We start from the raw sequence: 25,580 nt of genomic DNA, 5'->3' as shown, positions 1-25,580 counted from the left end.
TGCCACCACTCTTGCCTCCGCGCGGCTGCATGGCCGAACCCGATTTCTTGAGCGAGTAGCCCAATGTCCACAGGAAAAGCCGATCCCGCAGTCGCCACCGGTGCCGTCGGTCATCTCTTCAACGAGGCGAACGAGGACGAACTGGCCGCCCTGATGTTTTCCATGGAGCACGGCGGTGCGCCGGGGCCGTCGCGCATCGCGCGCCGCATCCTCGCCCTGATTGCCGCGGCTGCGAAAACGCGGCCTCCGGCCATCGAGACGCCACCGCGCATGCACGATGCGCCGCTCGCCGGGCCCGCATTGCCGACGGTGCAGTTGTCACCGCGCGAACTGCAGGTGCTGCAGCTGGTGTCGCAGGGGTGGACCAACCGCCGGATCGCCGAGGCGCTCAACCGCTCGGGCAACACCATCGACACGCAGATCAAGAGCATCTATCGCAAGCTCGACGTCAACTCGCGGACCCGGGCCGTCCGCAAGGCGATGGAACTGGGCCTGCTGAGCTGGGACGCCGGCCGCCCGCAATAGCCGGCTCGCGCGGGCGCTTCAGGCGCCGCTGCGTTCCGCGGCGCGCGCCAGCTGCGACAGGCGCTTGACCTGCGGCTCGAAGAGCTCGGCCGAGGTATTGCCGTAGCCCAGCACCAGCCCGTTGTCCGAGGGCAGCGGCTGCACCGCGAAGCTCGACAGCGCCACGGGCGCCAGGTGGTGGCGCAGCGCCTCGGCGGCGATCCGGCGGTCGTCGAAGCGGGGCGGCAGCCGCACCGTCAGGTGCAGGCCGCAGTGGCCGCCGTCGATCTCGTGCGGCACTTTCAAATGCCGGGTCAGCGCCAGGCGCAGCGCCTGCTGACGGTCGCGATACAGCCGCCGCATGCGGCCCAGGTGCCGGCCGAACTGCCCACTCTCGATGAAGTCGGCCATGGCCAGCTGCTCGTGGCGGTGCCCGCCGCGCAGCATTTCCTCGAGCGGGGCCTGCACGCCAGCCGCCAACTCCCCGGGCAGCACCAGGAAACCCAGCCGCAGCGACGGGAACATCGTCTTGCTGAAGGTGCCGATGTAGAGCACGGGCGCGTCGGCCACCAGCCCCTGCATCGCACCGATGGGCTCGCCGGTGTGGCGGAACTCGCTGTCGTAGTCGTCTTCGATGATCCATGCGCCGTGCTGGCGGGCCTCGGCGATCAGCGCGAGGCGGCGCGCGATGCTCAGCACCGCGCCGGCCGGGTACTGGTGCGAGGGCGTCGTGTAGATCAGGCGCGGCGGGTGGTCGCGCCAGTCCTGCGCGCTCGCGCACAGGCCCTCGGCATCGACGCGTATCGGCACCATGTGCATGTCGCCGGCGCGCATGGCCGACTTCACGCCGCGGTAGCCCGGGTCTTCGATCCAGCCCGTCTCGCCGGGGTTCGACAGCAGCCGCACGCACAGCGAGATGGCCTCCTGCGCGCCCTCGGCGATGACGACCTGCCCCGGCTCGCACCGCACGCCGCGCGCGATCGCCAGGTGCCGCGCGATGGCCGCACGAAGCCGGGGCTCGCCCAGCGGATTGCCGTAGCCGAGCGTGGCCGGGCTCGCCGTGCGGATGGCGCGGTCGATCGCGCGCCGCCATGCAGCCGCAGGAAAGTGCGACAGCGCGGGCACGCCGGGGCGCAGGGCCGCGTCGGGCTCGGTGAAGGGCGTGGCGGGCTTGATCGTTGCCAGGCGCCGCGCGGTGGCGGGCGTGCCGGCCGGTTTGCCCGCACGTCGGGGCAGGGGCAGGGCGGGCGACGAAAGCTCGGTCACCCGCGTGCCCTGGCGGTCGGGCTGCACGTAGCCCTCGGCGGCCAGGTGCTCGTAGGCGGCGGTGACGGTGTTGCGAGAGATGGCGAGCGCCTCGGCCAGCGCGCGCGAGCCGGGCAGCCGGCTGCCCGGGGCGAGGCGGCCCTCGAGGATGGCGCGCTTCAGGCGCTCGTGCAGCTGGCGCTGCATCGAGCCGGCGTCGCGATCCTTCGCGAGCGGGGACTCGAGCAGTGCGGCGAAGTCTGGCGGGTTGGGCATGGGGGCGGTGGCGGCGATGGCGGCGATTGCGGCGGAGGGGGGGGCGTGGCACCACGAAATGAACGCCTCGTGGTACTTTTCATGGCGCCACGGCGGGCGTACTTTACCGGTCTCCGGCGTCGCCGCTTCTTCCGCCCTGAAAGACTCTTCCTCCCATGCCAGTCCGCCACAACGAATTCGGTCAATCCATCGGTCCCGAGGTCCCCGGCTGGACGCCGCGTGCCCTGCCGCCGCGCCGCGTCATCGAGGGCCGGTACTGCCGCCTCGAACCGCTCGATGCCGCCAGGCACGCCGACGACCTCTACGCCGCCTACGCGCAGGCGCCCGACGGCCGCGACTGGACCTACCTGTTCGTCGAGCGGCCCGCCGACCTGGACGCGACGCGCGCGCACCTCGAATGCGCCGCCCAGACGGCCGATCCGATGCATTTCGCCGTCATCGACAGCCAGGGCGGCCATGCCGTCGGCACGCTGGCGCTGATGCGCATCGACCCGGCGCACGGCGCCATCGAGGTCGGCAGCGTCACCTTCTCGCCACTGCTCAAGCAGACGCCGATGTCCACCGAAGCCCAGTACCTGCTGATGAAGCTCGCATTCGACGAACTGGGCTACCGGCGCTACGAATGGAAGTGCGACAACTTCAACGAGCCGTCCAAGCGCGCAGCCGCGCGGCTGGGGTTCCAGTACGAAGGGCTCTTCCGGCAGGCGGTCGTCTACAAGGGCCGCAGCCGCGATACCGCGTGGTTCTCGATCATCGACAGCGAATGGCCGGTGCTGCGCACGGCGTTCGAGCGCTGGCTCGCACCTGAGAATTTCGATGCGCAGGGCAGGCAGCGCATCGCGCTGGACAAGTTCAGGCTGCCGCGCGCGGACTGAGGGCCGGGCGCTGCGCGAAGCTCACGCGGCCTTGCGCGCGTTCGCTTTCTTGCTTGCGGGCGCCTTCGTCGCCGCCGCGCGGGCGCCCGGTTCCGGCAACTGCTCGCGCAGGAATGCGAGGAACGTGCGCACCACCTCCGGCAGCGTGCGGTCGGCCAGCGTCTGCAGCTCGACCGAACGCCCGCGCATGCCTGGCTCGCGGACTTCGGCCGCGTGCAACTCGCCGCGCTGCAGGCGGTCGCGCACGGTGATTTCCCCGGTGATCGCGAGGCCGCCGCCATGCAGCACGAAGTTGGCGAGCGCCTCGAAGCGGTTGCTCACCAGCACGGGTTCGAACACGAGGCCACGGTTGCTGCAGCCCACATCGAACAGCTGGCGCACCGTGTTCTCGGGGCTGCCGAGCGCAATGGGGAATGGATGCATCTGCGCCAGCGTCACGCTGCGCGACTTCGCCAGCGGATGGTCGGGCCGCATGATCGCGAACACCGACGCCGGCTGGCGATGCTCGACCCGGATGCCGCGAACCGCCGCGCGGCTGTAGGTGAGGCCGATGTCCGCTTCGCCGAGCAGCACCGCATCGCTCACCTGCGTCGGGCCGGTGGCATCGAGCCGGAACCGCACGCCCGGGTACTGCGCCCGGAATGCCGCGATGGTGCGCGGCAGGAACTCGTTGGCGAAGCCCGAGGAGCAGGCGATGCGCACCCGCCCGCTCAGCGGCCCCTGCAGCGCCTGGATGTCCGAGAGCACGCGCTCGGCCTCCAGCGCGCCGCGCAGGGCGTGCGCCGCCAGCAGTTCGCCCGCGGCGCTGGGCACCATGCCGCGCGGGCGGCGCTCGAAGAGCGGCACCTCCAGCAGCGCTTCCAGCGTGGCCACCTGGCGGCTGACGGCCGAGATGCTGACGTTCAGCCGCGCGGCCGCCTCGGTGAGCGAGCCGGTGCGGGCCACCTCGAGGAAGTAGCGCAGCGAGGTTTCCTGGAGGCGGCGGCTGGGCATGGGGCGGAAAAGGGGTGAGGGCGATGCGCGCGGTTTGCGGGAAACGCAAAGGTAGCTCAAGAAAATAGCAATTGTTGAAAAGGTGTGCGCTTTTTATGCTGCACCGATACCCCGCTCTCCGACTCGCTCCCTCTGCACTGCCAACCCATGCCCATCGATTCCGCGTCCACCCGTTCCCGTCGCACTCCCCGTCGCCTGATGGCACTGGTGCCCTCGGCCCTCCTGCTCCTGGGCCATGGCCTCGCAGGGGCGGCCGAACTCTCGCCGGCCCAGGCCGAACGCCATGCGCAAGCCACCTACCGCGAGTACTTCGAACTGCTGGCGCTCCCCAACGACGCCACCGTGCCGGAGGACATCCGCAAGAACGTCGACTGGCTGGAGCGGGCCTTCCAGAAGCGCGGCTTCACGACGCAGCAGTTGCCCAACAACGGCAAGCCGATGCTCTACGCCGAATTCCCGGGCAGCGATCCCGCGCGCAAGACCGTGCTGTTCTACATGCACCTCGATGGCCAGCCGGTGATTCCCGCGCAGTGGGCGCAGAAGAGCCCGTGGACGCCCGTGCTCAAGCGCAAGTCGGACAAGGGCGAGTGGGAGGAGATCGATTCGGCCCCGCTCTTCAGCGGCCCGCTCGACCCCGAGTGGCGCGTGTTCGGCCGGGCCTCGGCCGACGACAAGGGCCCGATCATGATGCTGCTGGCCGCCATCGATGCGCTGAAGGCCGGCGGCGGGCAGCCGGCGGTCAACGTCAAGGTGATCCTGGACAGCGAGGAAGAAAAGGGCTCCCCGTCGATCAGCCAGGTCATGCAGGCGCACCGCGACCTGTTGCGCAGCGATGCCATCGTGATCCACGACGGCCCCATGCACGCGACCAACCGGCCCACGCTGGTGTTCGGCAACCGCGGCGCAGCCGACGCGCGGCTCACGGTGTACGGCGCCAAGGTGCCGCTGCACAGCGGGCACTACGGCAACTACGCGCCCAACCCGGCCCAGCGCCTGGCGAGCCTCCTGGCCTCGATGAAGGACGACACGGGGCGGGTGACCGTTCCCGGCTATTACGACCACGTGAAGATCGGCAAGGCCGACCGCAAGATCATGGCCGCGGTGCCCGACGACGAGGTGGCGCTCAAGCGGCGCCTGGGCATCGCGCGCACCGACAAGGTCGGCGCCAACTACCAGGAGGCGATGCAGTACCCCTCGCTGAACGTCCGCGGCATGGCCTCGGCGGCCGTGGGCGACAAGGTGGCGAACATCGTTCCAGACAAGGCCGAGGCCGAGATGGACCTGCGCACCACGCCCGACTCCGATGCGCCGTACCTGGGCAAGCTGATCGAGGCGCACATCGTCAAGCAGGGCTATCACCTCGTGAAGGGCGCGCCGACGGACGAGGAGCGCGCCCGCTACGACAAGATCGCCAGCTTCTCATACCGCAGCGAGGGCGCCGACGCGGCGGGCTCGCCCATCAATTCACCGATCGGGCAGTGGGCCTACAAGGCGCTGACCGACACCTTCGGCGCCACGCCCGCGCCCGTGCGCATCCGCATGATGGGCGGCACCGTGCCGACGGCGGAGATCGTGCGGGTGCTGCAGGTGCCCTTTGCGATCATTCCGCTGGTGAACGCCGACAACAATCAGCATGCGGCCAACGAGAACCTGCGCATGGGCAACTACGTGACCGGCGTGCAGACGGTCTACGCGCTGATGACGCACGGGTTCTGAGCGAACGAGGCGGCCGTCAGGCCTGCTTGCCGGGCTTCTGCGCCGCTTCGCACTTCACCTGGATCAGTTCGCGCTCGGCCAGCGTCGCGCCGATGCGCACCGCGCTCAGGCACCCGCCCCAGACGCAGCCCGTGTCGGTGGAAAGCAGGTCGGGGCGCGAGAGCCAGCCGAGCGTGGACCAGTGGCCGAAGGCGACGGTGGCCGCGGCGGTCTTTCGGCCCGGCGCGTCGAACCACGGCAAGAGGCCCTCGGGGGCGGGGATCGCGCCGTCCTTGGTCTCGAACTTCATCTCGCCCTCGGGCGTGCAGTAGCGAAGGCGCGTGAGCGCATTGACGATCACGCGCAGGCGCGCGCTGCCGGTGAGCGTGTCGTGCCATTGCGCAGGCTCGTCGCCGTACATGGTGAGCAGGAAGTCGCCGAGCGCCGGACCGCGCAGCACCGATTCGACCTCCGACGCGAGCGCGAGCGTGTCGCCGATCGTCCACTGCGGCAGCACGCCGGCGTGGACCATCAGCAGATCGCCGCCACCGACCTGCATGTGCAGCGCCATGTGCTGGTGGCGCACCCAGTCGAGCATCGCCTCGCTGTCAGGCGCGGCCAGGATGCCCGCCAGCGTGTCCTTGCGGCCGGCCTTGCGCGCGCCGTGCGCCACGCCCAGAAGGTGCAGGTCGTGGTTGCCCAGGAGGCTCTGCGCCGAGGCGCCGTAGCCCTGCACGCGGCGCAGCACGGCGGCCGAGTCGGGCCCCCGGTTGACCAGGTCGCCTAGCAGCACGAGGGTGTCGCGGCTGGGGGAGAAATCGATCTCGCCGAGCAGCCGCCCGAGGGCAGGGTCGCAGCCCTGCACGTCGCCGATACAGTAAAGTGACATTCCCTCATTCTCTCCCCCTGTTCATGGATGTCTTCCTGCTGGCCTTGCTGACCACCCTCAATGCGGTGTTCGCAATGTCCGAAATGGCCCTTTCAACCAGCCGGCGCGCACGCCTTGCAGCCTTGGCCGAAACGGGGGACACCGGCGCGGCCGCCGCGCTGAAGCTGATGGAATCGCCCACGCAATTCCTCTCGACGGTGCAGATCGGCATCACGTCGATCGGCATGCTCAGCGGCATCGTGGGCGAAGCGGCCTTCGCCGCGCCGCTCGCCGTCTGGATGGAAGAACTGGGCATGGGCGCGGGCACCGCCAGCATCGCCTCCACCGCGGTGGTGGTGACCTGCATCACCTTCTTCACGATCATCTTCGGCGAGCTGGTGCCCAAGCGCATCGGCCAGCTGTATCCCGAGCCGGTGGCGCGCTGGGTGTCGCGCCCGATGCGCGGCCTGGCCAAGGGCGCCAAGCCCTTCGTGTGGCTGCTGGCCGGCGCCACGGCCACCATGCTCAAGGTGCTGCGCATCGACGCCAACGCGGCGCGCTCGGTGACCGAGGAAGAAATTTCCGCGAGCCTCGAAGAAGGCGTCGATGCCGGCGTGATCGAGCAGCACGAGCACCAGATGGTGCGCAACGTGTTTCACCTCGATGACAGGCGCCTGTCGTCGCTGATGATCCCGCGCGCCGACATCGAGTGGCTCGACGCCTCCAACACCGTGGCGCAGGCCCTGCAGAAGGTGGCGGATGCCGCGGCGCTCAACCTCGTGCACTCGTGGTATCCGGTCTGCCGCAACTCGCTCGACGACGTGGTCGGCGTGATCAGCGTGGCGCACCTGCTGCGCCTGGGCTCCGCCCACAAGGGCGTGCTCGGCCAGGAAGCCACGCCCGCCGTGTTCGTGCCCGAGACGCTCACCGGCATGGAACTGCTCGAGCAGTTCCGCGCCCGCGCCGGCCGGCTGGTGTTCGTGGTCGATGAATACGGCGTGGTGCAGGGCCTCATGACCCCGCGCGACCTGCTCGAAGCCATCACAGGCGAACTGCAGCCCGGCATGCAGACCGACGCCTGGGCGCGCGAGCGGCCCGACGGCGTGTGGGAGCTCGATGGCCTCATGCCCGTGTCGGAGTTGCGCGCGCGCCTGGGCATCCGCGAGCTGCCCGAAGAAGAACGCGGCCGCTACAACACCGTGGCCGGCCTCCTGATGTCGGTGTCGGGCCATCTGCCCGCGGTGGGCGAGCTGATCGACTGCGCCGGCTGGTGCTTCGAGATCGTGGCGCTCGAAGGCCGCCGCATCGACCGCGTGCTGGCCTCGCCCGACCCCGCGGCGCCGCGCGACGAGTAGGCAGGCACGAACGGCCATGCTGTCGCTGCTCGCACTGAGCTGCCCGCAATGCTCCGCGCCGCTCCCGCGCGCCGCGCGCTGGCGCACCGTCAACTGCAGCTACTGCGGCGCGACCATCACGCGCGGCGAAGAAACCGTGGAGCGCGAGGGCTTCCGCGCGGCCTGGCGGCGTGCCAACGCAGACGTCGCAGGCGGGCGCATCGTGCAATGGCGCGGCGCGCGCTACCGCGTGCTGGCGCCGCTGGGCTTCGGCGAGCACAGCGAGGTGCTGTTCGCCGAACGGCTCGGCGCGGTGCCTGAACGCGTCACCCTGAAACTTGCGCGCGAGGCGTCTGACAACGATGTGCTGCTGCGCGAAGGTGCGGTGCTGCAGGCATTGCAAAGCCTTTCCGTTCCGGGTGCCGCCTACTTCACGCGCCGCCTGCCGCAGCCGCTGGGCACGGGCATCGCCGAGGGCCTGGGCGACGGCAAGCGACAGGCCCTGGTGCTGCGCCATCCGAACGGTTTCTGGGGCAGCCTGCAGGACGTGCTGCAGGCCAATCCGCAGGGCATCGACGCGCGCCACGCCGTGTGGATCTGGCGCCGCATGCTCGAGGTGCTGGCCTTCGTGCATGGCGCCGGCTGGGCGCACCGCGATCTTTCGCCTGCACATGCACTGGTGCATCCGCGCGACCATGGCGTGCTGATCATCGGCTGGTCGCAGGCGCGTCAACCCTCAGGCTCAGCGCTTGCGGCCGCCGCGGCGCGTGACCTTGCCCAAGCCGCATGGACCGTGCGCGCAGCGCTGCACGGCGGCGCGGCCGGCGACACCGTTGATCCTGGTCTGGGCGCGCACACGCCCGCACCGCTCGCCGCACTGCTGCGCCAATGCAGCGAAGACACCGCCTTCTGCGAACGCCTCGGCGCGCAGGGCATCGAGCAGGCGCTGTCGGACGCATCGCGCGAAGCCTTCGGCGCCCCGCAGTTCGTTCACTTCGATCCCGCGCCGCGCCTGGGCGGCTGACGGACCGACATTCCAAGGAGCATCCATGGGTTACGGAAATTACTCGCACGCCGCACACACGGCGCTGATCGCCGACCGCGCCGCCAAGCCAAGCGCCGAGGTGTTCATGCAAACGGCCACGCACGCGCTGATGAACCCGCACGGCCTGAAGGTGCGCGAGTCGCGCGACAACGCCGACCATCCCAACTCGCTGGGCATCGTGTTCGCGCTCGACGTCACCGGCTCCATGGGCGACATCCCGCAGACCCTTGCGCGCCGCGAGCTGCCCACCTTCATGAAGCTCTTGACCGACTGCGGCGTGGCCGACCCCCAGCTCATGTTCATGGCCATCGGCGACGCCACTTCCGACCGCGCGCCGCTGCAGGTCGGCCAGTTCGAATCGACCGCCAACCTCATGGACCAGTGGCTCACCTGGAGCTACCTCGAAGGCGGCGGTGGCGGCAGCGGCGAAGAGAGCTACGAGCTGGCTTTCTACGTGATGGCGCAGCACACCGACATGGACTGCTGGGTGAAGCGCAAGAAGCGCGGCTACCTGTTCGTGACCGGCGACGAACTGCCGTACCCCGCCGTCTCGCGCCACCAGATCGAGGGCCTCATCGGCGAGAAGCTCGACGAGGACATTCCCATCGAGGAAGTCATCGCCGCCGCGGCCGAGACCACGAACCTGTTCTTCCTGATTCCCGACGCCCAGCGCCGCCGCCGCTGCGAGCCGCGCTGGCGCGAGCTGCTCGGCGATCACGTCATTTGCATGGACTCGCCCGACGACGCCTGCGCCGTAGCCGCCGGCATCGTCGCGCTCACCGAGAAGGCCGTGCCCAACCTCGACGGCCTGGCCAAGGTGATGGGCGCGACCGGCATGGCCAAGGAGCGCGTGGGCGGCGTGCTGCATGCGCTGGACGCGTACGCCGCGCTGCTCGACCCCACCGCACCGCGCCGTGCGCCACCGGCACCGAGCGGGCCGCGCTCGTCGTGGTGGAAGCGGCTGTTCGGCTGAACGGCTGACGGCTGAACACCGTGTGACGACCGCAGCGCCCACGCGCTACGCCTCGCTGCTGGGCCTCGGCTTCGGGGACTGCGGCAAGGGCCTCTTCACCGACCACCTGTGCGGCGCGTGGCAGGCTCACACGGTGGTGCGCTTCAACGGCGGCGCGCAGGCGGGCCACAACGTGGTGCTGGCCGATGGGCGGCATCACACCTTTTCGCAGTTCGGTGCCGGCAGCTTTCATGCGGGCGTGGCGACGGTGCTCGCGAGCCCTGTGGTGGTGCATCCGACGGCGCTGCGCGTCGAGGAAGAGGCGTTGCGCCGGGTGGGCGTGGCCGATGCCTTCGCGCGCTTGCTGATCGATGCGCGCTGCCGCGTGACCACGCCGTTTCATCAGGCCGCGGGCCGGCTGCGCGAATGGGCGAGGGGCGCGGCGGCGCATGGCACGTGCGGCGTGGGTGTCGGCGAGACGGTGCGGCAGGCGCTGGCTGCGCCCGACGATGCCCTGCGCTACGGCGACCTCATGCATCGTGCGCAAGCACTCGACAAGCTGCAGGCTTCGCGCACGGCGCTGCGCCGTGAGTTCGCGGACATGGCGCCGGCGCATCCCGAGGCCGCAGAGGAGCTGACGTTGCTGGGCGATGCCTCGCTCGCCGAGCGCTGGCTCGATGCCGCTGCGCCCTGTGTTCGCCTCTCGCCTCCTGCCAGCGCCGACGCCATCGGTGCAAGGCTCGCGCATCCAGGCACTGTGTTGTTCGAAGGTGCGCAGGGCGTGCTGCTCGACGAATGGCGCGGCTTTCATCCGCATACCACGTGGAGCACCATCTCGACGTCCGCCGTCGAAGCCGTGCTGCACGACGCGGGCATCGATGCGCCCGTGCAGCACCTGGGCGTGCTGCGCAGCTACCTCACGCGCCATGGCCCGGGCCCGTTGCCCACGCACGATCGCGCACTCGACGCGCGATTCGCCGAGCCGCACAACGCCGACGAAGGCTGGCAGGGCGCGTTCCGACGCGGCCACCCCGATGCGGTGCTGCTGCACCATGCGCTTGCGGCGGTCGGGCCGCTCGACGGGTTGGTCGTGAGTCATCTCGATGCGGTCGAGGGCGCGGGCCTGCGCTGGTGCACCGGCTACCGCACTGCTGGCGGCAATCACGTTGCATCGCTGCCGTTCAGCAAGGAACCGGACCTCGACCATCAGCACGCGTTGACCCGGTTGCTGCAAGGCGCGCAGCCCCTTTACGAATCGCATCCCGTCGCCACCGCGCAGGCGTGGGTGGAGCGCGTCGAAGCCCTCGGCGGCCTCCCCGTGCGCTTCGGCGCCTTCGGCCCGACGCGCGGTACCGTGCGGGCACGCGAACACATCGGAGGTCCCGCATGACGCCCAACGTCTTCCTGATTGCCGGCGCGGCGCTCAGCACCATTGCCGCGCTGCTGCACATCTGCGTCATCTTCGGCGGACCTGCGTGGTACCGCTTTTTCGGAGCGGGCGAGCGCATGGCTGCGGGCGCCGCGGCGGGGCATTGGTATCCGCCCATCCTCACGGTGCTGATCGCCTGCGTGCTGGCGACCTGGGCCGCCTATGCGCTCTCCGGTGCGGGTGTGTTGCAGCCGCTGCCGTTGCTGGCGTTCGTGCTGCCCGCGATCACCGCCGTCTACCTGCTGCGGGGGCTCGTTGCCGTCGCACTGTTCGTGTTCGACCGGCGACGCCTGAGCGCCTTCTGGGTGTGGAGCTCGGCCATCTGCCTCGTGTTCGGCCTCGTCCATCTGGCCGGGCTCGTTCAGGTCTGGGAGACCCTGTGAACGCTGCCCGCGCCCACGCCTGAGCGGATTACGCCTGCGCTTCGAACCCGGGCGCCTGGCTCATCTCCGAAGGCTTGTAGATCTTGTGCTGCGCGATCGCGCTGCCTGCATCGGAAACCACCAGCAGACGCCAGAGCGGCTCGCGCACCGACGAGGCCTGTTCCTCGCTCGTGAGCTGGAACTTGGGCGATGCGGTCGACGTGCCCTTCACCACGACGCGCAGCAGCGTCGCGCCCTTCGCGTTCGACACCTCGATGCTGAAGCCGATGTTCTTGCTCGTGAGGTCTTCGGCGTTGTAGCCGTAGCCCTTGAAGTGGCGCATCACGTAGTCCATCGCGGCGGCCTGGACCTCTTCGCGCGAGGCCGGCGGGGGAGGGGTCGCGACGTCGGGCTCGGCCTCGGCCACGACCGGCACGCCGCCCCGCGCCGTGGCGGCCTTCACCTCTGCCTCGTCGGGCGTCCAGCCGCGTGCGCCGCGCACCAGCACCGCGAGCTGCTGCTCCGGCTCCCAGCTCGCGACGTGCCATTCGGCATCGTCGCGCACGCGCGTGGACACCTTCGCGGCCTTGTTGCTCTCCAGCTCGGCGATGGCGACCCGGTTGGTCTGCAGCACGGCGCGAAAGCCCTGGCCCGCATCGAAGGTCCGCTTGAGCAGGGCGAGTCGGTCTTTCGCGCGCTGGACCTGGAAGGGGCTGCGCGTGCCGCCGCCCGGGCGGTGCTGCGTGTCGAGCGATTCGAGGCAGAACCAGCGTCCGCCGGCGCCAACGCTCACGTATTCCGCCCAGACGGTCGCAATGACGTTGTCGCCCGTCGCTAGCCAGGCCTGGTCGAACGGCTTTTCCCGCGCGTCGAACACCCCCATCTTGGCGACGATCTCGACCGGCGTGAGCCGCGGTCCTGAGAGTCGCATCTCATCGATGACGGCGAGTACGTGGGGGTCGACTTCCTTGTCCATGCGGGTGGGTTCGTGGCGTGTTTGGGGGGTGGGAGTATGCCGCATCGGGGGCGGGGCCCGGCCGCGTGCGGCCATCTCGCTTGTCGGGTCGGCCGCAATCGGCCATTCTTGCGCCGCGCGCTCGTTCGAAGAAAGGAATCGGCATGACCGGGACGGATCTCGCCAGCATCTATCGAAGCTACATCGCCTGCCTCAATGCACGGGACTGGCCGAGCCTTGGCAGGTTCGTTCACGCCGAGGCCCGCCACAACGGCCGGCGCATCGGCCTGTCCGGCTATCGCGAGATGCTGGAGCGTGACTGCGAGGACATCCCCGACCTGCATTTCGACATTCGCCTGGTCATTGCCGAGCCGCCGCGCATCGCGAGCCGGCTGCAGTTCGACTGCTCGCCGAAGGGCGTGTTTCTCGGGCTGCCCGTGAACGGGCGCAGAGTCTCCTTCACCGAGAACGTGTTCTACGAATTCCTCGACGGAAAGATCGCGAACGTCTGGTCCGTCATCGACAAGGCGGCCATCGAAGCCCAACTCGTGAACGGCGGAGAAGGGGCCGCGCCGGCACCCTCGGAATCACGAGGCCGATTACGGGGCAAGCCCGGCTGAATGTCGCACCGCATGCGTTCGACATATCTTCGTTTTAGACTGGAAACCATGGCAAGAGGCATCGTGGTTACCTTCGTCTCGCGACGCAATTCCCTTCGCAGCACATTGGCGCATGCCAGCCTCGCACACCTGGGCGGAGGCCGGTTCACGGTGCTCTCGTGCGGCCAGCCCGGGAAGGTCGCCGCGGACATTCATCCCGCCGCCGTCGCCGCGCTCGAGAACGCAGGCATTCCCCCACTCGATGCGCCGCCGCGCAGCTGGAACGACCTCACCGCGTCGGGCGCGCCGCGCGCGGAGTTCGTCATCACCCTGGACGAATCGACGCTCCCTTCGCAGCCGCGCTGGCCGGGCCAGCCCGATTCGGCGCTGTGGGCCTTTCCCGACATTGCCGCGATCGGCAACCCCGAAGACGCGGTTCGCGCCGCCATCCAGATGATGTTCGTGCTGCGGCGGCGCCTGGAGCTGTTCGCGAGCCTGCCGCTGCACGGCGCGGACCGCGCGGCGATCCGTTCGGACCTGCGGGACCTGGCGCACATGCGATAGGCCGATCCGGGCGCAGCGATTTCACATGGGCGGCATACGCTCGAACTTCGGCAGCGCCGGGTCCAGGAAATCCCATGCATGTCCGCGCACGCCGTACGTGACCGCCTGCGGCCGGTAGCGGCCCGGGTCGTCCAGGCTCGCGGCATGCACGGTGAACACGTCGGGCATTGCGGCGAAGGTCATGTACACGGGCGATCCGCATTGCGGGCAGAAGGCGCGCGTCTTCACGTTGCCGCTGTCGCCGACCATGTCCCACCGCGTGGCCTCGCCGCTGTGCTTCACGCCGCCGCGCGGGAAGGTGAGGTACGAGCCGTGGCCGGTGCCGCTCTTGCGCTGGCAGTCGCGGCACTGGCAGTCGTTCTGGAAGACGGGCTCACCCGAAATCTCGTAGCGGATCGCGCCGCACGCGCAACCGCCGGTGTAGGGCTTGTTCATTTTTCGTGTCCTCTCGACGGGCCGGTCTTCAATGCCAGTTGCCGATCTGGACGTCGTCGGGTGCGGGCCGGCCCTTGCCGGTTTCCACGAGGTCGCGCAGGCTCAGCAGGAACACGGCCCACTTCGTGCTGCAGTGCGCGGTGAACTCACTCGCCTCGCGCCAGTTCGTGTGGCCGAAGCGCACGATGGTGTATTCGCCGTCCTCGGCCAGGTCGAAGACGATGTCGGTGCCGATCCATTCCTCGGGGCCCGTCGCCACGCGCCAGTGCACCTTCCTGCCGGGCGCGAGCGCCAGCACGTCCATGCCGAAGCCGCCGATCTTTTCGCCGTCGGACGTGCTGAATTCGAAGTCGATGTTGCCGCCGGGCTGCGCATCGCCGGTGGTTTCCTTCGTCCACCAGCCTGCGGCGCCCTCGACGGTCGAGATGGCGGCGTAGACCTTGGAGGCGGGGGCTTTGATGCCGACCCTGTGAATGATGTCGATCATGATGTGTGCTCCGTTCGGTTGCGTTGAGAGAAGTGCTCGTACGCCGCGTGGCGTGAAGGCAAATCTATTCGGGCAAGCGCGCGGAGTGGGAGTAACAAGATCGTCGTGAATCGCAGGGCTGGCGCGACGTTGGCCCGCGCCGGTGCAAGGTCCAGTGCCGCTTAGCGAAGCCGGGCTTGAATGCTCTTCAGGTTCGCGAGCCACGCGAGGTAGTCTTCATCGTCCTCGCCCAGCTCCGCCCACGTGTCGTGCCCATCCGCCTCGGGGTCGTCGATGACGGCCTGGATCGCATCGATGGCGGCTTGCTTCAGCGAGGCCGGAGGTGCCGCCTTTCCGGCGCACCAGGCAATGACATCCGGATGAACGTCTGCGCCGTCCTTGCCGCTGAGCACCGCGAGAACAGCGCCCGCGGCGATGACGCTTTCGGTCGAGCCCGAGGTCAATGTCTCCTCGATGAACGGCAGCGCGCTCGGGGCTTCCTGCAGCTCGCCGAACCAATCCAGTGCATCGTCATTGCCAAAGCTTTCGGTAGACCACGTGCCCATCTTCGAACTCCTATGCAGGTGTGTGTATGCGGAAAGGCGGAGCCTAGCATCAGAATAATGACGGCGTTTTGCAACGAGGCCCGCGACCGGGTGACCGAGGAAATTTCAGAATGGCGGTGATTGCCGAAGATCTGCGGATCGCAGAATTGCGCAGGCTGGGTGTCTCCGCGCCATTGATACGGCTGGCCGCAGGCGAATGCATTCACGAGGCATTCCGGAACCGTTGCCTGGGCCCACCGTTCCATGTCTATCGCCGTGCCGATGCGCCTGCCGGTCCGACATTGGTCCCCTTGTGGGACAGCGGAGACACGGTCTCCGGCGTCTGGGAAAAATCCGATGGCCTGGAGTTCATCGAATTCAGCATCGAGACCCCCAATGAAATCGACAGGATCGCCAGGACCGAGCAAGGGTTCTGGGCCACGCGGTTCGATTTCCTGTACGAATGCGATCTGCCCGACGAAGAACTTCAGCGCGCCGCGGCCTCGGTGGGATTCCGGTTCCTCGATCGGTACCTCGCTTCGAGACAAGCAGCCGAAGAGCGGCTAGACACTTTCAAGGGCCATCGGGCATGGCTGCGCGAAGTGGTGGCAACCATCGATCAGGAAGCGCGCCAGCGTTAGAAGAAATTCTTCAGGCTCTCCGAATACAACCCAAGAGAACGCGCATGAAATTGAATTGGTCCTATCGCCTGCCGAAAGAGCGGCAGGTCGGTGCCAGGCCCCCTGTCGCAGGCGCCGACACGGTGCTCGTCGCCTTTCATTACGACAAGGCTGGCTTCTACGAGAGCACGCTCGTCGCGCTCGACCCGACGACGGGCGAAGAACGCTGGCGCGCCACCATTCCCCATGTGATCAACGAGCCCCTGCTGGGGCCGGACGGCTCGGTGTACGTCAGCAGCTTTTCCGGAACGGTCCACGCCTTCGACCGCACCGGCAAGAAGCTGTGGGACGGACGATGCGGCGATCGCAACATGGGCAGGCCTTGCCTCGTCGGGGGCGACCGGCTCGTCGTCGCGGAAACCGGCGGTGGCGCGTCGAAGACGTGGTGCCTCGACGTGCGCACGGGCTCTATCGTGTGGGCCTTCGAGAACCACGGCCACAGCTACGGCCTTGCCGCGAACAACGGCCGCGTCGTTCACGCGACGGTGCTCGCGAAGGGCGCGGGAGTTCGGCTGCATTGCGTGGACATGTCGAACGGCCGCGCGCTCTGGGCCGTCGACAGCGCGGAGTGGATGTTCCATCCGGTCGTGCAGGACCAGACCGTCCTCATCGGTGCCAGGGGATCGCTGCGCGCCTATTCGTTGCAGACCGGCGAGCTGCTCGCAAGGCTGGACCTGGAGGGCCAGGAAGCCATCGACGGGCAGATGCAGGTCTTTGGCGACCGCATCTGCTTCGGCACGGATGCAGGGCGCGTTCGCTGCGCGGTGCTGCAGAGCAAGCGATCATTTTTCAAGACCAGGCTCTCGCTCGAGAGCGCGTGGCAGGCCGCATGCGAAGGCGGTATCCGCGGGCGGCCGGTCATGGCCGGCGAAGCACTGGCAGTGCTCGCGCCGGAGGAGGGGATCGTCTTTCTCGACCCAGCCACCGGGCAACGGCTTTCATCGATCAAGATGGGCAAGGGCGATGGCGGCGGCCTGGTCTCTGACCGCGAGTGGCTCTATGGGGCGTTGGGGAGGGAGGTTCGGGCCTTGGGTCCTGGATAGAACCAAGGGTGGGCCATGGCTCAAGCGCGGTCGAAAACGAACTCGACCTTGCGATCCACCGTTGCAATGCTTTGAACTGCGGTGTCCGGGGCCACGACGAAGAGCGGTTCTCGCGCAGGCACCTCATGGGGGCTGAAAACCACGGCCACCTCGTTGCCCGCGATGCGGCAATGCAACGCCGTGTGGGTCGACGAGAACTGCAGGAAGCGCGAAGCCGCGACCGCTTTCACCAGGTCTTCGATGCTGCATCGATCGGGCATCTCGAACGTCTGCGTGAGCGGGCCCATCTGGTCGTCCTGTGCGCAACACGCTTGCCGACGGACTTCAATCTTCATGTCGCTTCTCCGTTGCGAGGGCCTGGGCCCGCATGGCGCGCCTGCCTGTTCAGGAGGACGGCCGCTCGCCATCTGCAGGCTGCAGTTTCGTCGCGATCCCATAGAGCGCCAGCATGCCCAGCACGTGCCCGATGGCGACACCCGGTTCGCCCGATTCGATGCGCGCGATCGTCTGCACGTGAACGCCCAATCGTGCGGCGGCGGCCGACTGGCCTTCGCCGGCGCGCGTGCGCGCGAGCTTGGCCTCTGCCCCCATGTGCCTGATCGCCTGGAGGGCATCGCTGTCGATGTCTGCCGAGATGCGTTTGCCTTGAGCCATGCCGGGATTGTCGCTGCACAATCCAGCCGTGCCTCGAACCCCGCCAGATCCTCAGTCCGCGCCCGTGCCCGCTTCCACACCCTATTGGCTCTATCTCCTGGAGTGCGAAGGCGGCGTGTACTACGCGGGAATCGCGCTCGATGTGGAGCAGCGCTTCTTCCAGCATGTCTTCGGGCTGGGCGCCAAGTTCACGCGCGCACGGCCGCCGTTGCGCGTGCTCGCCGCCCGCGTCTACCCGGACAAGGGCGCCGCATTGCGGGCCGAGATCAAGGTCAAGGCGCTGCCTCGAACCCGAAAGCTTGCATTCTTCGAGAGCGCCGCGTAGCCGCAGGACGGGGCCGGCGGAAGAGGGCGCGGCGGTCGCGCGTGTTCATGGCTTCGGACATGCGGCTTGTTGCCAAAGAATACGTCTTGCGATCGGCACCGGTGAATAAACTGTCCGCATGAAACGCAAGAGCCTGGGCATCGGAACGGGCCTGGCCATCGACAGGAAGGACAAGTAACGCCATGAGCGCTGCGGACGATGCGGACGATATGGAAACCTGGTTGCTCGAAGCAGGCGACGAAGTCATCGAGAAAAGAGCCGAGCAGGGCGAGGCCTCGCTCTCGCCGCCCGAGCGGGCGATCTATTGCATGTGGGCCCTCGACTACGCCGTGAGAAACGCGGGTTCACTCGATGCACTGGAAGACGTGCACGAGACGGCGATCGAAGACCTCGCCGTCTTTGCCCGCGCGCAGAAGATCGGCGTGCTCGCCACGCTGCTCGACATGGCGGGCGGGGACGAGGAATCGTTCATCGATGCGTACTACGAGCAGTTCGACGCCGCCTGCACCGAACTGCGAAGCTGCAACGAAACCCGGCATTGAGCGGCGGCCCGGGCCGCGCCGGTCAGCCAGGCCGTGCGCCAATGCCCAGGCCCCCGCCGGCCGCGCGATGTCGCGGCACAGGGCGTCGATATGATCGGCGCCAAATCAACAGCGGAGACCGGCGATGCGCGTGCACGGAAAGACAGCTTCTTCACTGGCTCGCCTCGCAACGGCCTTGGTGTTCGCAGCGCTGCCGCTCAAGCCGGCGCTGGCCGACGAACCCGCTGCGTGGCCCACCGCCGGCTGGGCCACGAGCACGCCCGAGGAGCAAGGCATGGACTCGGCGGCGCTTGCCAGGCTGGTCGAACGCGGCGGCGTGAACAACCTGGACAGCATCCTCGTCACGCGCCACGGCAAGCTGGTCGCAGAGGCCTACTACGCGCCTTATCGCGCGGGCCTCAAGCACACCGTCAACTCCGTCACCAAGGCCGTCGTCGGCACGCTCACGGGCATGGCCATCCAGGATGGCTTGCTGGCCTCGCGCGACCAGCCGGTGCTCGAGTTCTTTTCCGACCGCACGGTGGCCAACGCCGATGCCGCCAAGAAGTCGATCACCCTCGGGAACCTGCTCGACCAGACCTCGGGCCTCGAATGGAAGGAGAAGCTCGACGCCAGCGTGCCCGAGAGCCTGATCCAGCTGCGCCGCAGCCGCGACTGGCAGGGCTTCGTGCTCGACCGCCCGATGGCGCAGGCGCCCGGTGCCGGCTTCAACTACAACAGCGGCAACTCGCACCTGCTGTCGGCCATCGTCGCGAAGAAAACCGGTGGCAGCACGCTGGCCTATGCGCAGAAGCGCCTGTTCGCGCCGCTGGGCATTGCGGACGTACGCTGGATCAAGGACCCGCAGGGCATCGAGGCCGGCGGCTTCGGCCTCTACCTGCAGCCGCGCGACATGGCGAAGATCGGCTACCTCTACTTGCGCAAGGGCCAGTGGGCGGGCCGGCAACTGCTGCCCGCCGAATGGGTGGACAGGGTGTTCAACGCCTCCGTCGACATGGGCTTCGGCGCAACGCCGGCCTACAGCTACGCCAATGGCTGGTGGACCATTCCGGAGAAGCGCGCCTACATCGCGGCGGGCTACAACCGGCAACTGATCGTCGTGCTGCCCGAGGTCGACGTCGTCGCCGTGACCACGAGCCGGCGCAACTTCCCGATGGCGCCGTTCATCGACCTGCTCGTCGCCGCCGCGCGCTCGGCGCAGCCGCTTCCCTCGGACGCCGCTGCGCAGGCGCAGCTGGCGGACCGCATCCGCGATGCGGCCATCGAGAAGCCGAGCGCGGTCACGCCCGCACCTGAGCTGGCGGCCGCGGTGTCCGGCAAGGTCTGGCAGTTCGATCGCAACATGCTGGGCATCAGGAGCCTGGTGCTCGACCTGAAGGCCGCAACGCCGACCTACGAGATCGTGTTCGACGGCAAGGACCCCGGCGCAACCTCGCCGCCGCTGGCAGGACCGATCGGGCTCGACGGCCTTTTCCGCATCAACGACAAGGCCCCCAACGCGCCCGTCGCAGTCAAGGGCCACTGGCTCGACGCGCAGAGCTTTCGCATCGACTCGCGCGTGCTCGGCGAAGACGACGTGGCGACGTACACCTTGCGCTTCGACGGGCAGCGGGTGAACGTGGCCTTCGAGAACAACCGCGGCTTCAAGGCGCAGATGCAGGGCAGGGCGGCGGAGTAGCCGCGATCGCCGAGCACCAGGCACCGGGCATCAAACCGCTTCAGGCATCGGCGGGTGCCTTCGCACCGATCGCCCAGCAGGCGGCGGTGAAGCGGACTTCGTCGCCATGCACGAACGGATCGAAGGCGGCGCGCATGGTGCCGATGGCCTCGCGGCGCGTCGCTTCGTCCGCGTCCTCCAGGACCTGGCCGACGGTGCCGAGCCGCGTGAAATAGCCGACCAGGTCCTTCTCGGGATAGGCGCATTCCACATCGATCGGCTGGATGTCGATGTCGCCCCAGCCGCTCTCTCGCAGGATGGAGGCGACCCGGTGCCGCTCCGCAAAGGCGAACTGCCCCGGTGCGCCCGGCGCGCGCACCGGCAGGTTCGGCAACAGCGGCGCGGCTGCGCGCTCGGCGGTGGTCATGTACGGGTTCTCGGCGGCGCTTCGCCACGCGATGACCTGCAGCCGTGCATGGGCGCTCGCCGCGCTGCGCAGGTTCGCGAAGGCGGCCACGGGGTCGTCGAAGAACATCACGCCGAAGCGAGAGATGACGAGGTCGAAGCTCGCGGGCTCGAAGGCGTGCGTCTGCACGTCGGCGCTCACGAAGCGGGCGGTCGAGACTTCACGCTCCGCGCGTTCGCGGGCCACGGCAATCATCGGCTGCGAGATATCGACGCCGACGCATTCGCCGCGCGCGCCGACTGCCCTTGCAGCGGCCAGCGTCGTGCTGCCCGTGCCGCAGCCCACGTCGAGCACCCGCCGCGCGGACGCGGTGCGGACCGTGTCGGCGAGCAGGTCTTCGAAGGGGGCGAACATCCGGTCGAGCGTTGCCTGTCCGTCGATCCAGGCGCGGCCGGCGCGCCCGTTCCAGAGTGCGGCCTGTTCGGTGGAATTCGGGGGCGTGGTGTTCATGGCGTTGGTCCTTTGCATGCCTTCGGAAAAGAGGCGGTAGCTAGACTGTGCAACTTCAAGTCGACTTGAGGTCAAGAGGTGGAACATCTGGACATCGCCGAGGTGGCGCGGCAATCGGGAATCCCGGCCTCGACGCTGCGGTTCTACGACGAAAAAGGGCTGATCGTCTCCAGCGGCCGGCGCGGCCTGCGCCGCCTGTTCGACCCCGGCGTGCTGGAGCGGCTGGCGCTCATCACCGTGGGCCGGGCGGCCGGTTTTTCACTCGATGAAATCGCACGCATGTTCGCGCCCGAGGGTGGCCCGCGCATCGACCGGCAGATGCTCGCGGCCAAGGCCGACCAGCTCGACCGCACCATCCGCAAGCTGGGCGCCCTGCGCGACGGCCTGCGGCACGCGGCCGTGTGCCCCGCGCCGAGCCACATGGAATGCCCCACGTTCCGCCGCATCCTGAAGGCCGCCGGATCGGGCGCCATCGGAGGGCGGAAAAAGAAAACACCCCACCCGCCGGGGAACTGATTTCTGACACAACCCCATCCGCGAACGAGGCGAAACTAGCGCCTTCGCACACAGGCTCCGCGCCTCCATGCCATTGCTCCAGGGAAAAGAAACCTTGTCATCCAAAGCCGCCCGCATCGCACTCTCCGCCTCGGCCGCCGCCATCGGCAGCCTCGCCGCCTACTGGACCCTGCTGGCCACGCGCCAGGGCCACATCCTCTTCAATGCCCGCAAGCACCCGGTCGTGCATCTGTCGGACGACTTCTCCACCTACTCGCACACGGTGCCCGGTGGCATGGTCCGCGGTTATGTCTACCACCCGCAGGGCGAAGAGGCGGTGCAGGACCTCTTCATCTATTTCGCGGGCCGCAGCGAAGACGTTCGCGCCACGGCGCAGGCGCTGCACTGGCTGCCGGAGGGCTTCGGCTTCGCCGCGATCAACTACCGCGGCGTGGCAGATTCGCAGGGCCACCCGTCGGAGATCGCTTCCGTCGAAGACGCCGGCCAGTTCGCCAGGCACCTTCGCCGCGCCTTCCCGAATGCGCGCCTGCACGTCGTGGGCCGCAGCCTCGGCACGGGTGTGGCCATCCAGCTCGTGGCGCGCCAGGAATTCGCGAGCCTGCAACTGGTCACGCCCTACGACTCGATGCTCGAAGTCGCGAAGAAGCGCTTTCCCCTCGTGCCGCTGTCGCTGCTGCTGCGCAATCGCTTCGACTCCCTCACGCACTGCGCTGAGGTTGCCGCCAAGACGCAGGTGCTGCTGGCCGAGCGCGACGACGTCGTGCTGCCCGAGCGTTCGCAGAAGCTCATCGCGGCATGGCCGACGCCGGTGAGCGTGGAGACCGTTCCCGGCTCGGACCACTACAACATCATGGGTCTCGAAGAGACGTGGCTGCGGCTGATCGACTTCGCGCTGACGGCGGTGTTGCCGGAGCCCAAGGCCGCGTGAGGTGAGCGAAGGCAGAAGATCCTTCGTCGTTCGCTATCTGGGGCCGTTGCTGCCATTGAGCTTGGCGGCCTACGGCATCTGGGTGCTGTTCTCCGGCGAATACACATATCGCCCGGGGCGGGGAAACGGCACAGTCACGCTGCTGGCACTCGACGCCCGACTGATGGGCCTCTTCCAGTTATTTCTCGCTGTGCTGGTGACGGCGTTGGGCGTATCGGGCCGAAAGGCGTGGTGGTGTTTTCGGATCGGTCTTGCTGGGGCGGTGCTGTGCCTGGTCGTCGAGGGCGCGCGACAGCTCATGCGAATCGCCGTCCATGCCTAGTCAGGGCACCGAGCCTCGCGCCTGAGGCTTCGAAAAAGGCCCGCCCCTGAATCGAAGCCACGGCACACCCCACTGGCGATCAAGCCCGTGACACCGAGCATCGCCGCCGTGTGAACACCCACAGCCGCGAACGCCAGCATCAGCGAATCGGATGCAGCCATCTGCCTGGCCGCCCCATCTTCCATGCACAGCGGCATCAGCGCCGGCACCAGCATCAGCCCCGCCCCATGCGCGGTGGACATCATGAAAGACCAGAGCGCGAGGCCGGCGTGCCCTGCCGGCGCCCGCGCAGCCTCGGGCGTGCGGCCCCACAGGTGAAGCAGCGCGACTGCCACGAACAGCCCACCCGCCAGCACCTGCATCAACGTGCGATCCATCGACAGGCCGAACGCGACCGCGCCGGCCACCAGCGCGATCGATGCCACATGCCCGATGGCGATCGGCATCAGCGCCCGAAGTGCCTGCGCCCGGTCACCCGCGCGCACGCCCCACGCGGCGGCCAGCATCCAGCCGGTCGCAGGGTTCAGCCCATGAAGGGCGCCGACCCCGGTAACTGCGAGCCATGGCCAAAGGTCTGCGGCCGGCACGACATCCCCGCGCGTTCAGTCGCCGCCGTGGCAGCACGAGCCCGCCGCCGGCTTCGCGGGTTCCGGCACCGGCTCGTAGCGGTCGTGGTGCCGCACCCAGTCCATCGCGTAGACCGGGTTGTGCTCGTCGCGGCCCTTGGGCGTGAGGTCGAGCAGGTTGTACGTGCCCATCATCACTTCGACGCCGCGCTCGTAGGTCGAGTAGGTGTGGAAGACCGCGCCCGCGTCGTCCTTGTAGAACACGCTCACGCCGGGCGCCTCCTGCGCGGGGAAGGGGCGCACGCTGTAGTTGTAGTAGACCTCGCCCTTGCCCTCGGCCCATTCCTGCGGCTTGAAGCTCACGCCGAAGTCGTAGTTGAAATCGCTGTCGTACGCCGACACCCACGTGAACTGCCAGCCCATGCGCTGGCGAAAGCGCTCGATCTCGGCCAGCGGCGCGTGCGAGACGACCAGCAGGGTCACGTCGCGGTGCTCCAGGTGCACCTTCATGCCCGCGATGTGGTCGGCCATGAACGAACAGCTCGGGCAGCCCTGCTCCCAGTCCGGGCCGAGCATGAAGTGCTGCACCACCAATTGGCGGCGGCCTTCGAAGAGGTCGGCGAGCTTGCGCGGGCCTTCGAGCGTGTCGAAGCTGTAGTTTTTCTCGACGCGCGCCCACGGCAGCGCGCGGCGCTCGCGGGCGACCTCGTCGCGCAGGTGCGTCAGTTCCTTCTCGCGCGCCAGCAGCGCCTTGCGCTCGGCGAGCCATCGGTCCTTCGGCACGACGGGGTGGTTCTTCAGGTCGGTGGTTCCTGCAGTCACGGTGTTCATGGTGTGGTCTCCTTGAATGTGCGGGCCCCTCAGGCCCTGGCGGATTTGGGGCGGCGCACGGCGCGCACCTTGCCGCTGCCGCCGCCGCCGCAATAGAAGAGGTCGGCCCCGTCCGATTCGAGCCCGCTGATGCCCACGCCGCGCGGCATCTCCAGCCGCTCGAGCACGGCGCCGCTCTGCGGATCGATGTGGCGCAACTCGCTCTCGTCGCCTTCCCAGGTGGCGTGCCACAGCTCGCCGTCGACCCAGGTCACGCCGGTGACGAAACGATTCGATTCGATGGTGCGCAGCACCGCACCGGTCGCGGGGTCGATCTGGTGGATCTTGCGGTCGCGGTACTGGCCCACCCAGAGGCTCCCCTCGGCCCAAGTGAGGCCGGAGTCGTTGCCGTGGCCGGGTGCGGGAATCGAGGTCACGACGTCCCCGGTGGCGGGGTCGATCTTGTCGATGCGCTGCTCGGTGATCTGGTAGAGGTGCTTGCCGTCGAAGGCGGTGCCGGCGTCGGCGGCGCGGTCCAGCGTGCGCGTGGCCTCGCCGCTTCCGGGGTCGAATGCGATCAGCCGGGCGCCGGTGGCGGCCCACACGCGCTGGCCGTCGTGGGTCACGCCGCCCACCTTGTCGACGCCGTCGAAGGGGCCGTACTCGCGCACGATCTCGGCCGCGCGCAGGGTGGCCTGGGGGGTGTCTTTCTTGCTGCTCATCGTTGGCTCCTTGTGCGGTGCGCCGCGGATCGGCGCCCTGGAGACAACTTTAGGCAATCGGCAGCGAAGAGGGGAGTAACAAGATCGTCGTGAATCCCGAGAGCGGCGGCGCGAGCCAGCGCTGCGCCCGTGCCCGCCCGTTGGCGCGCACGCGCCCTTCGGCCTCCAGCTCGGACAGCGCGCGCTGCACGGTGCGCTGGCTCGCGCCCAGCGCGAGCGCGAGGGCCGAGGTCGACCACGCCGCGCCGTCGGACAGCAGCGCCACCAGCGAGGCCTGCTCGCCATCGATGGGCGGCACCAGCAGCACCACCTCGCGCCCGTCGCGCGGCTTGAGCGCGAAGCCGCGCGCGGTGGCCTCGATGCCCGTTTCCGCAGCGACGAGCGCGCGCAGCCGGCCGATCTCCACGCGCAGGCGTGCGCGCAGCGTCTCGTCGGGATGGCGGGTATTGAAGGCATAGGCGATCAGCGCCTCGCGCTCGACATCGCCGGGCCAGGCTTCCGCAAGCGCGCGCGCCAGCGCGAAGAGCACCGGTCGGCGTGCGAGCGGCCGCCACGCATCGCCGGCGCCCACGCCGCGGCGGCAGGCATCGACCACCAGCGCGTCGGAGGCCAGCAGCGCCGCGACCTCGTCCAGGCGCAGCGGTTGCTCGCCGCCGGGAAAGAGCCGCCGCGCCGCGGGGCGATCGAGCGCTGCCTGCGCCTCGGCCACTTCGGCCGCGAGCGCCGGGACGCGGGCGCGCCCGGCCGCCTCGCGCGC

The 25,580-nt window shown here is 68.8% G+C and carries 31 protein-coding genes and 1 pseudogene; 18 read left to right on the top strand and 14 right to left on the bottom strand.

The features are described 5' to 3' along the window. Window positions 1–63: 63 nt before the first annotated feature. The gene (locus RT97_RS21090) at window positions 64–525 is read left to right on the top strand and encodes a response regulator transcription factor (protein WP_052810715.1); all 462 of its coding nucleotides are present in this window, start codon (window positions 64–66) and stop codon (window positions 523–525) included. An 18-nt stretch (window positions 526–543) separates the two neighbouring features. On the opposite strand, the gene RT97_RS21085 is transcribed toward RT97_RS21090, so the two are convergent. Then, window positions 544–2,025 (bottom strand): PLP-dependent aminotransferase family protein, encoded by a 1,482-nt coding sequence (locus RT97_RS21085; RefSeq protein ID WP_042580781.1) that lies wholly within the window; start codon window positions 2,023–2,025, stop codon window positions 544–546. Between the two features lie 155 nt (window positions 2,026–2,180). Between RT97_RS21085 and RT97_RS21080 the strand changes: the two genes are divergently transcribed. Next, window positions 2,181–2,900, top strand: a complete 720-nt coding sequence (locus RT97_RS21080; protein WP_042580780.1) for a GNAT family N-acetyltransferase — start codon at window positions 2,181–2,183, stop codon at window positions 2,898–2,900. Window positions 2,901–2,921: 21 nt separating this feature from the next. Here the strand turns inward: RT97_RS21080 and RT97_RS21075 are convergent, their stop codons facing one another. Beyond that, entirely contained in the window at window positions 2,922–3,893 is a 972-nt protein-coding gene (locus RT97_RS21075; protein ID WP_042580779.1) for a LysR family transcriptional regulator, read from the bottom strand. 147 nt (window positions 3,894–4,040) lie between these two features. On the opposite strand from RT97_RS21075, the gene RT97_RS21070 reads away from it, so the two are divergent. Next, window positions 4,041–5,609 (top strand): M20/M25/M40 family metallo-hydrolase, encoded by a 1,569-nt coding sequence (locus RT97_RS21070; protein ID WP_155403855.1) that lies wholly within the window; start codon window positions 4,041–4,043, stop codon window positions 5,607–5,609. Between the two features lie 16 nt (window positions 5,610–5,625). Here the strand turns inward: RT97_RS21070 and RT97_RS21065 are convergent, their stop codons facing one another. Further along, a complete protein-coding gene (locus RT97_RS21065; RefSeq protein ID WP_042580777.1) occupies window positions 5,626–6,477 on the bottom strand; it encodes a symmetrical bis(5'-nucleosyl)-tetraphosphatase in 852 nt (283 codons plus the stop codon). A gap of 23 nt (window positions 6,478–6,500) precedes the next feature. Between RT97_RS21065 and RT97_RS21060 the strand changes: the two genes are divergently transcribed. Genes RT97_RS21060 through RT97_RS21040 form a run of 5 tightly spaced genes read left to right on the top strand, consistent with a single transcriptional unit; the run spans window position 6,501 to window position 11,599 of the window. Beyond that, complete coding sequence (locus tag RT97_RS21060) at window positions 6,501–7,811, top strand: hemolysin family protein (protein ID WP_042580776.1); 1,311 nt, start codon at window positions 6,501–6,503, stop codon at window positions 7,809–7,811. Between the two features lie 16 nt (window positions 7,812–7,827). After that, the gene (locus RT97_RS21055; RefSeq protein ID WP_042580775.1) at window positions 7,828–8,814 is read left to right on the top strand and encodes a protein kinase family protein; all 987 of its coding nucleotides are present in this window, start codon (window positions 7,828–7,830) and stop codon (window positions 8,812–8,814) included. A gap of 25 nt (window positions 8,815–8,839) precedes the next feature. Beyond that, window positions 8,840–9,808, top strand: a complete 969-nt coding sequence (locus RT97_RS21050; protein WP_042580774.1) for a hypothetical protein — start codon at window positions 8,840–8,842, stop codon at window positions 9,806–9,808. Between the two features lie 22 nt (window positions 9,809–9,830). After that, window positions 9,831–11,177 carry an adenylosuccinate synthetase gene (locus RT97_RS21045; protein WP_042580773.1) on the top strand — a complete coding sequence of 449 codons (1,347 nt, stop codon included), beginning with the start codon at window positions 9,831–9,833 and terminating at the stop codon, window positions 11,175–11,177. Continuing rightward, window positions 11,174–11,599 (top strand): hypothetical protein, encoded by a 426-nt coding sequence (locus RT97_RS21040; protein WP_042580772.1) that lies wholly within the window; start codon window positions 11,174–11,176, stop codon window positions 11,597–11,599. The genes RT97_RS21045 and RT97_RS21040 overlap by 4 nt, the downstream gene beginning before the upstream one ends. A 28-nt stretch (window positions 11,600–11,627) precedes the next feature. On the opposite strand, the gene RT97_RS21035 is transcribed toward RT97_RS21040, so the two are convergent. Next, window positions 11,628–12,554 (bottom strand): DUF3883 domain-containing protein, encoded by a 927-nt coding sequence (locus RT97_RS21035; RefSeq protein ID WP_042580771.1) that lies wholly within the window; start codon window positions 12,552–12,554, stop codon window positions 11,628–11,630. A gap of 143 nt (window positions 12,555–12,697) precedes the next feature. Here RT97_RS21035 and RT97_RS21030 point away from each other — a divergent pair, with 143 nt between their 5' ends. Together RT97_RS21030 and RT97_RS21025 are read left to right on the top strand one after the other, a co-directional pair. Further along, a complete protein-coding gene (locus tag RT97_RS21030) occupies window positions 12,698–13,153 on the top strand; it encodes an ester cyclase (protein WP_042580770.1) in 456 nt (151 codons plus the stop codon). A 48-nt stretch (window positions 13,154–13,201) separates the two neighbouring features. Further along, window positions 13,202–13,696, top strand: coding sequence for a protein-tyrosine-phosphatase (locus tag RT97_RS21025; protein WP_042580769.1), 495 nt, complete (start codon window positions 13,202–13,204; stop codon window positions 13,694–13,696). Between the two features lie 21 nt (window positions 13,697–13,717). Here RT97_RS21025 and RT97_RS21020 read toward each other — a convergent pair whose 3' ends face one another. The 3 genes from RT97_RS21020 to RT97_RS21010 form a co-directional block, all read right to left on the bottom strand. Further along, window positions 13,718–14,131 (bottom strand): GFA family protein, encoded by a 414-nt coding sequence (locus tag RT97_RS21020; RefSeq protein ID WP_042580768.1) that lies wholly within the window; start codon window positions 14,129–14,131, stop codon window positions 13,718–13,720. A 28-nt stretch (window positions 14,132–14,159) separates the two neighbouring features. Next, entirely contained in the window at window positions 14,160–14,618 is a 459-nt protein-coding gene (locus tag RT97_RS21015) for an SRPBCC family protein (RefSeq protein ID WP_042580767.1), read from the bottom strand. Between the two features lie 161 nt (window positions 14,619–14,779). Then, complete coding sequence (locus RT97_RS21010) at window positions 14,780–15,163, bottom strand: DUF4259 domain-containing protein (protein ID WP_042580766.1); 384 nt, start codon at window positions 15,161–15,163, stop codon at window positions 14,780–14,782. 110 nt (window positions 15,164–15,273) lie between these two features. Between RT97_RS21010 and RT97_RS33490 the strand changes: the two genes are divergently transcribed. Both RT97_RS33490 and RT97_RS21000 read left to right on the top strand, forming a co-directional pair. After that, window positions 15,274–15,783 (top strand): hypothetical protein, encoded by a 510-nt coding sequence (locus tag RT97_RS33490; RefSeq protein ID WP_042580765.1) that lies wholly within the window; start codon window positions 15,274–15,276, stop codon window positions 15,781–15,783. Window positions 15,784–15,827: 44 nt separating this feature from the next. After that, a complete protein-coding gene (locus RT97_RS21000) occupies window positions 15,828–16,865 on the top strand; it encodes a PQQ-binding-like beta-propeller repeat protein (RefSeq protein WP_042580764.1) in 1,038 nt (345 codons plus the stop codon). A 20-nt stretch (window positions 16,866–16,885) separates the two neighbouring features. On the opposite strand, the gene RT97_RS20995 is transcribed toward RT97_RS21000, so the two are convergent. Both RT97_RS20995 and RT97_RS20990 read right to left on the bottom strand, forming a co-directional pair. Further along, entirely contained in the window at window positions 16,886–17,200 is a 315-nt protein-coding gene (locus RT97_RS20995; RefSeq protein WP_155403854.1) for a hypothetical protein, read from the bottom strand. 49 nt (window positions 17,201–17,249) lie between these two features. Continuing rightward, a complete protein-coding gene (locus tag RT97_RS20990) occupies window positions 17,250–17,519 on the bottom strand; it encodes a helix-turn-helix domain-containing protein (RefSeq protein ID WP_042580811.1) in 270 nt (89 codons plus the stop codon). Between the two features lie 64 nt (window positions 17,520–17,583). On the opposite strand from RT97_RS20990, the gene RT97_RS20985 reads away from it, so the two are divergent. The 3 genes from RT97_RS20985 (at window position 17,584) to RT97_RS20975 (ending at window position 20,064) form a co-directional block, all read left to right on the top strand. After that, entirely contained in the window at window positions 17,584–17,844 is a 261-nt protein-coding gene (locus RT97_RS20985; protein ID WP_042580762.1) for a GIY-YIG nuclease family protein, read from the top strand. Between the two features lie 182 nt (window positions 17,845–18,026). Next, window positions 18,027–18,386, top strand: coding sequence for a hypothetical protein (locus RT97_RS20980; RefSeq protein WP_042580761.1), 360 nt, complete (start codon window positions 18,027–18,029; stop codon window positions 18,384–18,386). Window positions 18,387–18,510: 124 nt separating this feature from the next. Then, window positions 18,511–20,064 (top strand): serine hydrolase domain-containing protein, encoded by a 1,554-nt coding sequence (locus RT97_RS20975; protein ID WP_052810714.1) that lies wholly within the window; start codon window positions 18,511–18,513, stop codon window positions 20,062–20,064. Between the two features lie 40 nt (window positions 20,065–20,104). On the opposite strand, the gene RT97_RS20970 is transcribed toward RT97_RS20975, so the two are convergent. After that, window positions 20,105–20,959, bottom strand: a complete 855-nt coding sequence (locus RT97_RS20970) for a class I SAM-dependent methyltransferase (RefSeq protein ID WP_042580760.1) — start codon at window positions 20,957–20,959, stop codon at window positions 20,105–20,107. 78 nt (window positions 20,960–21,037) lie between these two features. On the opposite strand from RT97_RS20970, the gene RT97_RS20965 reads away from it, so the two are divergent. From RT97_RS20965 to RT97_RS20955, 3 genes are all read left to right on the top strand, one after another. Next, a complete protein-coding gene (locus RT97_RS20965) occupies window positions 21,038–21,475 on the top strand; it encodes a helix-turn-helix domain-containing protein (protein WP_042580759.1) in 438 nt (145 codons plus the stop codon). A 94-nt stretch (window positions 21,476–21,569) separates the two neighbouring features. After that, entirely contained in the window at window positions 21,570–22,403 is an 834-nt protein-coding gene (locus tag RT97_RS20960; RefSeq protein ID WP_253278281.1) for an alpha/beta hydrolase, read from the top strand. Between the two features lies 1 nt (window position 22,404). Then, complete coding sequence (locus tag RT97_RS20955) at window positions 22,405–22,725, top strand: hypothetical protein (RefSeq protein ID WP_155403853.1); 321 nt, start codon at window positions 22,405–22,407, stop codon at window positions 22,723–22,725. On the opposite strand, the gene RT97_RS20950 is transcribed toward RT97_RS20955, so the two are convergent. The 4 genes and pseudogenes from RT97_RS20950 to RT97_RS20935 form a co-directional block, all read right to left on the bottom strand. After that, complete coding sequence (locus RT97_RS20950) at window positions 22,722–23,312, bottom strand: hypothetical protein (RefSeq protein ID WP_042580756.1); 591 nt, start codon at window positions 23,310–23,312, stop codon at window positions 22,722–22,724. The genes RT97_RS20955 and RT97_RS20950 overlap by 4 nt on opposite strands. 15 nt (window positions 23,313–23,327) lie before the next feature. Further along, on the bottom strand, window positions 23,328–24,122 hold the full coding sequence (locus RT97_RS20945) for a DUF899 domain-containing protein (RefSeq protein ID WP_042580755.1): 795 nt from the start codon (window positions 24,120–24,122) through the stop codon (window positions 23,328–23,330). Window positions 24,123–24,151: 29 nt separating this feature from the next. After that, window positions 24,152–24,823 carry a Vgb family protein gene (locus RT97_RS20940; protein ID WP_042580754.1) on the bottom strand — a complete coding sequence of 224 codons (672 nt, stop codon included), beginning with the start codon at window positions 24,821–24,823 and terminating at the stop codon, window positions 24,152–24,154. Window positions 24,824–24,872: 49 nt separating this feature from the next. Next, window positions 24,873–25,580, bottom strand: a pseudogene (locus RT97_RS20935) (helix-turn-helix domain-containing protein); the annotation flags it as partial.

Source organism: Variovorax paradoxus (assembly GCF_000834655.1).
Taxonomy (GTDB): domain Bacteria; phylum Pseudomonadota; class Gammaproteobacteria; order Burkholderiales; family Burkholderiaceae_C; genus Variovorax; species Variovorax paradoxus_F.
The sequence above is the reverse complement of the archived record's forward strand: the minus strand, read 5'-3'. Positions and strand labels throughout refer to the sequence as shown.

Bases quoted from the DNA above. Each gene is read 5' to 3' on its own strand.
- RT97_RS20945 (WP_042580755.1), bottom strand. From the start codon at position 24,122: ATGAACACCGTGACTGCAGGAACCACCGACCTGAAGAACCACCCCGTC.
- RT97_RS21035 (WP_042580771.1), bottom strand. From the start codon at position 12,554: ATGGACAAGGAAGTCGACCCCCACGTACTCGCCGTCATCGATGAGATG.
- RT97_RS21040 (WP_042580772.1), top strand. From the start codon at position 11,174: ATGACGCCCAACGTCTTCCTGATTGCCGGCGCGGCGCTCAGCACCATT.
- RT97_RS21015 (WP_042580767.1), bottom strand. From the start codon at position 14,618: ATGATCGACATCATTCACAGGGTCGGCATCAAAGCCCCCGCCTCCAAG.
- RT97_RS21025 (WP_042580769.1), top strand. From the start codon at position 13,202: ATGGCAAGAGGCATCGTGGTTACCTTCGTCTCGCGACGCAATTCCCTT.
- RT97_RS20940 (WP_042580754.1), bottom strand. From the start codon at position 24,823: ATGAGCAGCAAGAAAGACACCCCCCAGGCCACCCTGCGCGCGGCCGAG.
- RT97_RS20975 (WP_052810714.1), top strand. From the start codon at position 18,511: ATGCGCGTGCACGGAAAGACAGCTTCTTCACTGGCTCGCCTCGCAACG.
- RT97_RS20990 (WP_042580811.1), bottom strand. From the start codon at position 17,519: ATGGCTCAAGGCAAACGCATCTCGGCAGACATCGACAGCGATGCCCTC.
- RT97_RS21000 (WP_042580764.1), top strand. From the start codon at position 15,828: ATGAAATTGAATTGGTCCTATCGCCTGCCGAAAGAGCGGCAGGTCGGT.
- RT97_RS21090 (WP_052810715.1), top strand. From the start codon at position 64: ATGTCCACAGGAAAAGCCGATCCCGCAGTCGCCACCGGTGCCGTCGGT.
- RT97_RS20980 (WP_042580761.1), top strand. From the start codon at position 18,027: ATGAGCGCTGCGGACGATGCGGACGATATGGAAACCTGGTTGCTCGAA.
- RT97_RS21070 (WP_155403855.1), top strand. From the start codon at position 4,041: ATGCCCATCGATTCCGCGTCCACCCGTTCCCGTCGCACTCCCCGTCGC.
- RT97_RS20995 (WP_155403854.1), bottom strand. From the start codon at position 17,200: ATGAAGATTGAAGTCCGTCGGCAAGCGTGTTGCGCACAGGACGACCAG.
- RT97_RS33490 (WP_042580765.1), top strand. From the start codon at position 15,274: ATGGCGGTGATTGCCGAAGATCTGCGGATCGCAGAATTGCGCAGGCTG.
- RT97_RS20970 (WP_042580760.1), bottom strand. From the start codon at position 20,959: ATGAACACCACGCCCCCGAATTCCACCGAACAGGCCGCACTCTGGAAC.
- RT97_RS21080 (WP_042580780.1), top strand. From the start codon at position 2,181: ATGCCAGTCCGCCACAACGAATTCGGTCAATCCATCGGTCCCGAGGTC.
- RT97_RS21030 (WP_042580770.1), top strand. From the start codon at position 12,698: ATGACCGGGACGGATCTCGCCAGCATCTATCGAAGCTACATCGCCTGC.
- RT97_RS21050 (WP_042580774.1), top strand. From the start codon at position 8,840: ATGGGTTACGGAAATTACTCGCACGCCGCACACACGGCGCTGATCGCC.
- RT97_RS21085 (WP_042580781.1), bottom strand. From the start codon at position 2,025: ATGCCCAACCCGCCAGACTTCGCCGCACTGCTCGAGTCCCCGCTCGCG.
- RT97_RS21065 (WP_042580777.1), bottom strand. From the start codon at position 6,477: ATGTCACTTTACTGTATCGGCGACGTGCAGGGCTGCGACCCTGCCCTC.
- RT97_RS21010 (WP_042580766.1), bottom strand. From the start codon at position 15,163: ATGGGCACGTGGTCTACCGAAAGCTTTGGCAATGACGATGCACTGGAT.
- RT97_RS21075 (WP_042580779.1), bottom strand. From the start codon at position 3,893: ATGCCCAGCCGCCGCCTCCAGGAAACCTCGCTGCGCTACTTCCTCGAG.
- RT97_RS21020 (WP_042580768.1), bottom strand. From the start codon at position 14,131: ATGAACAAGCCCTACACCGGCGGTTGCGCGTGCGGCGCGATCCGCTAC.
- RT97_RS21060 (WP_042580776.1), top strand. From the start codon at position 6,501: ATGGATGTCTTCCTGCTGGCCTTGCTGACCACCCTCAATGCGGTGTTC.
- RT97_RS21055 (WP_042580775.1), top strand. From the start codon at position 7,828: ATGCTGTCGCTGCTCGCACTGAGCTGCCCGCAATGCTCCGCGCCGCTC.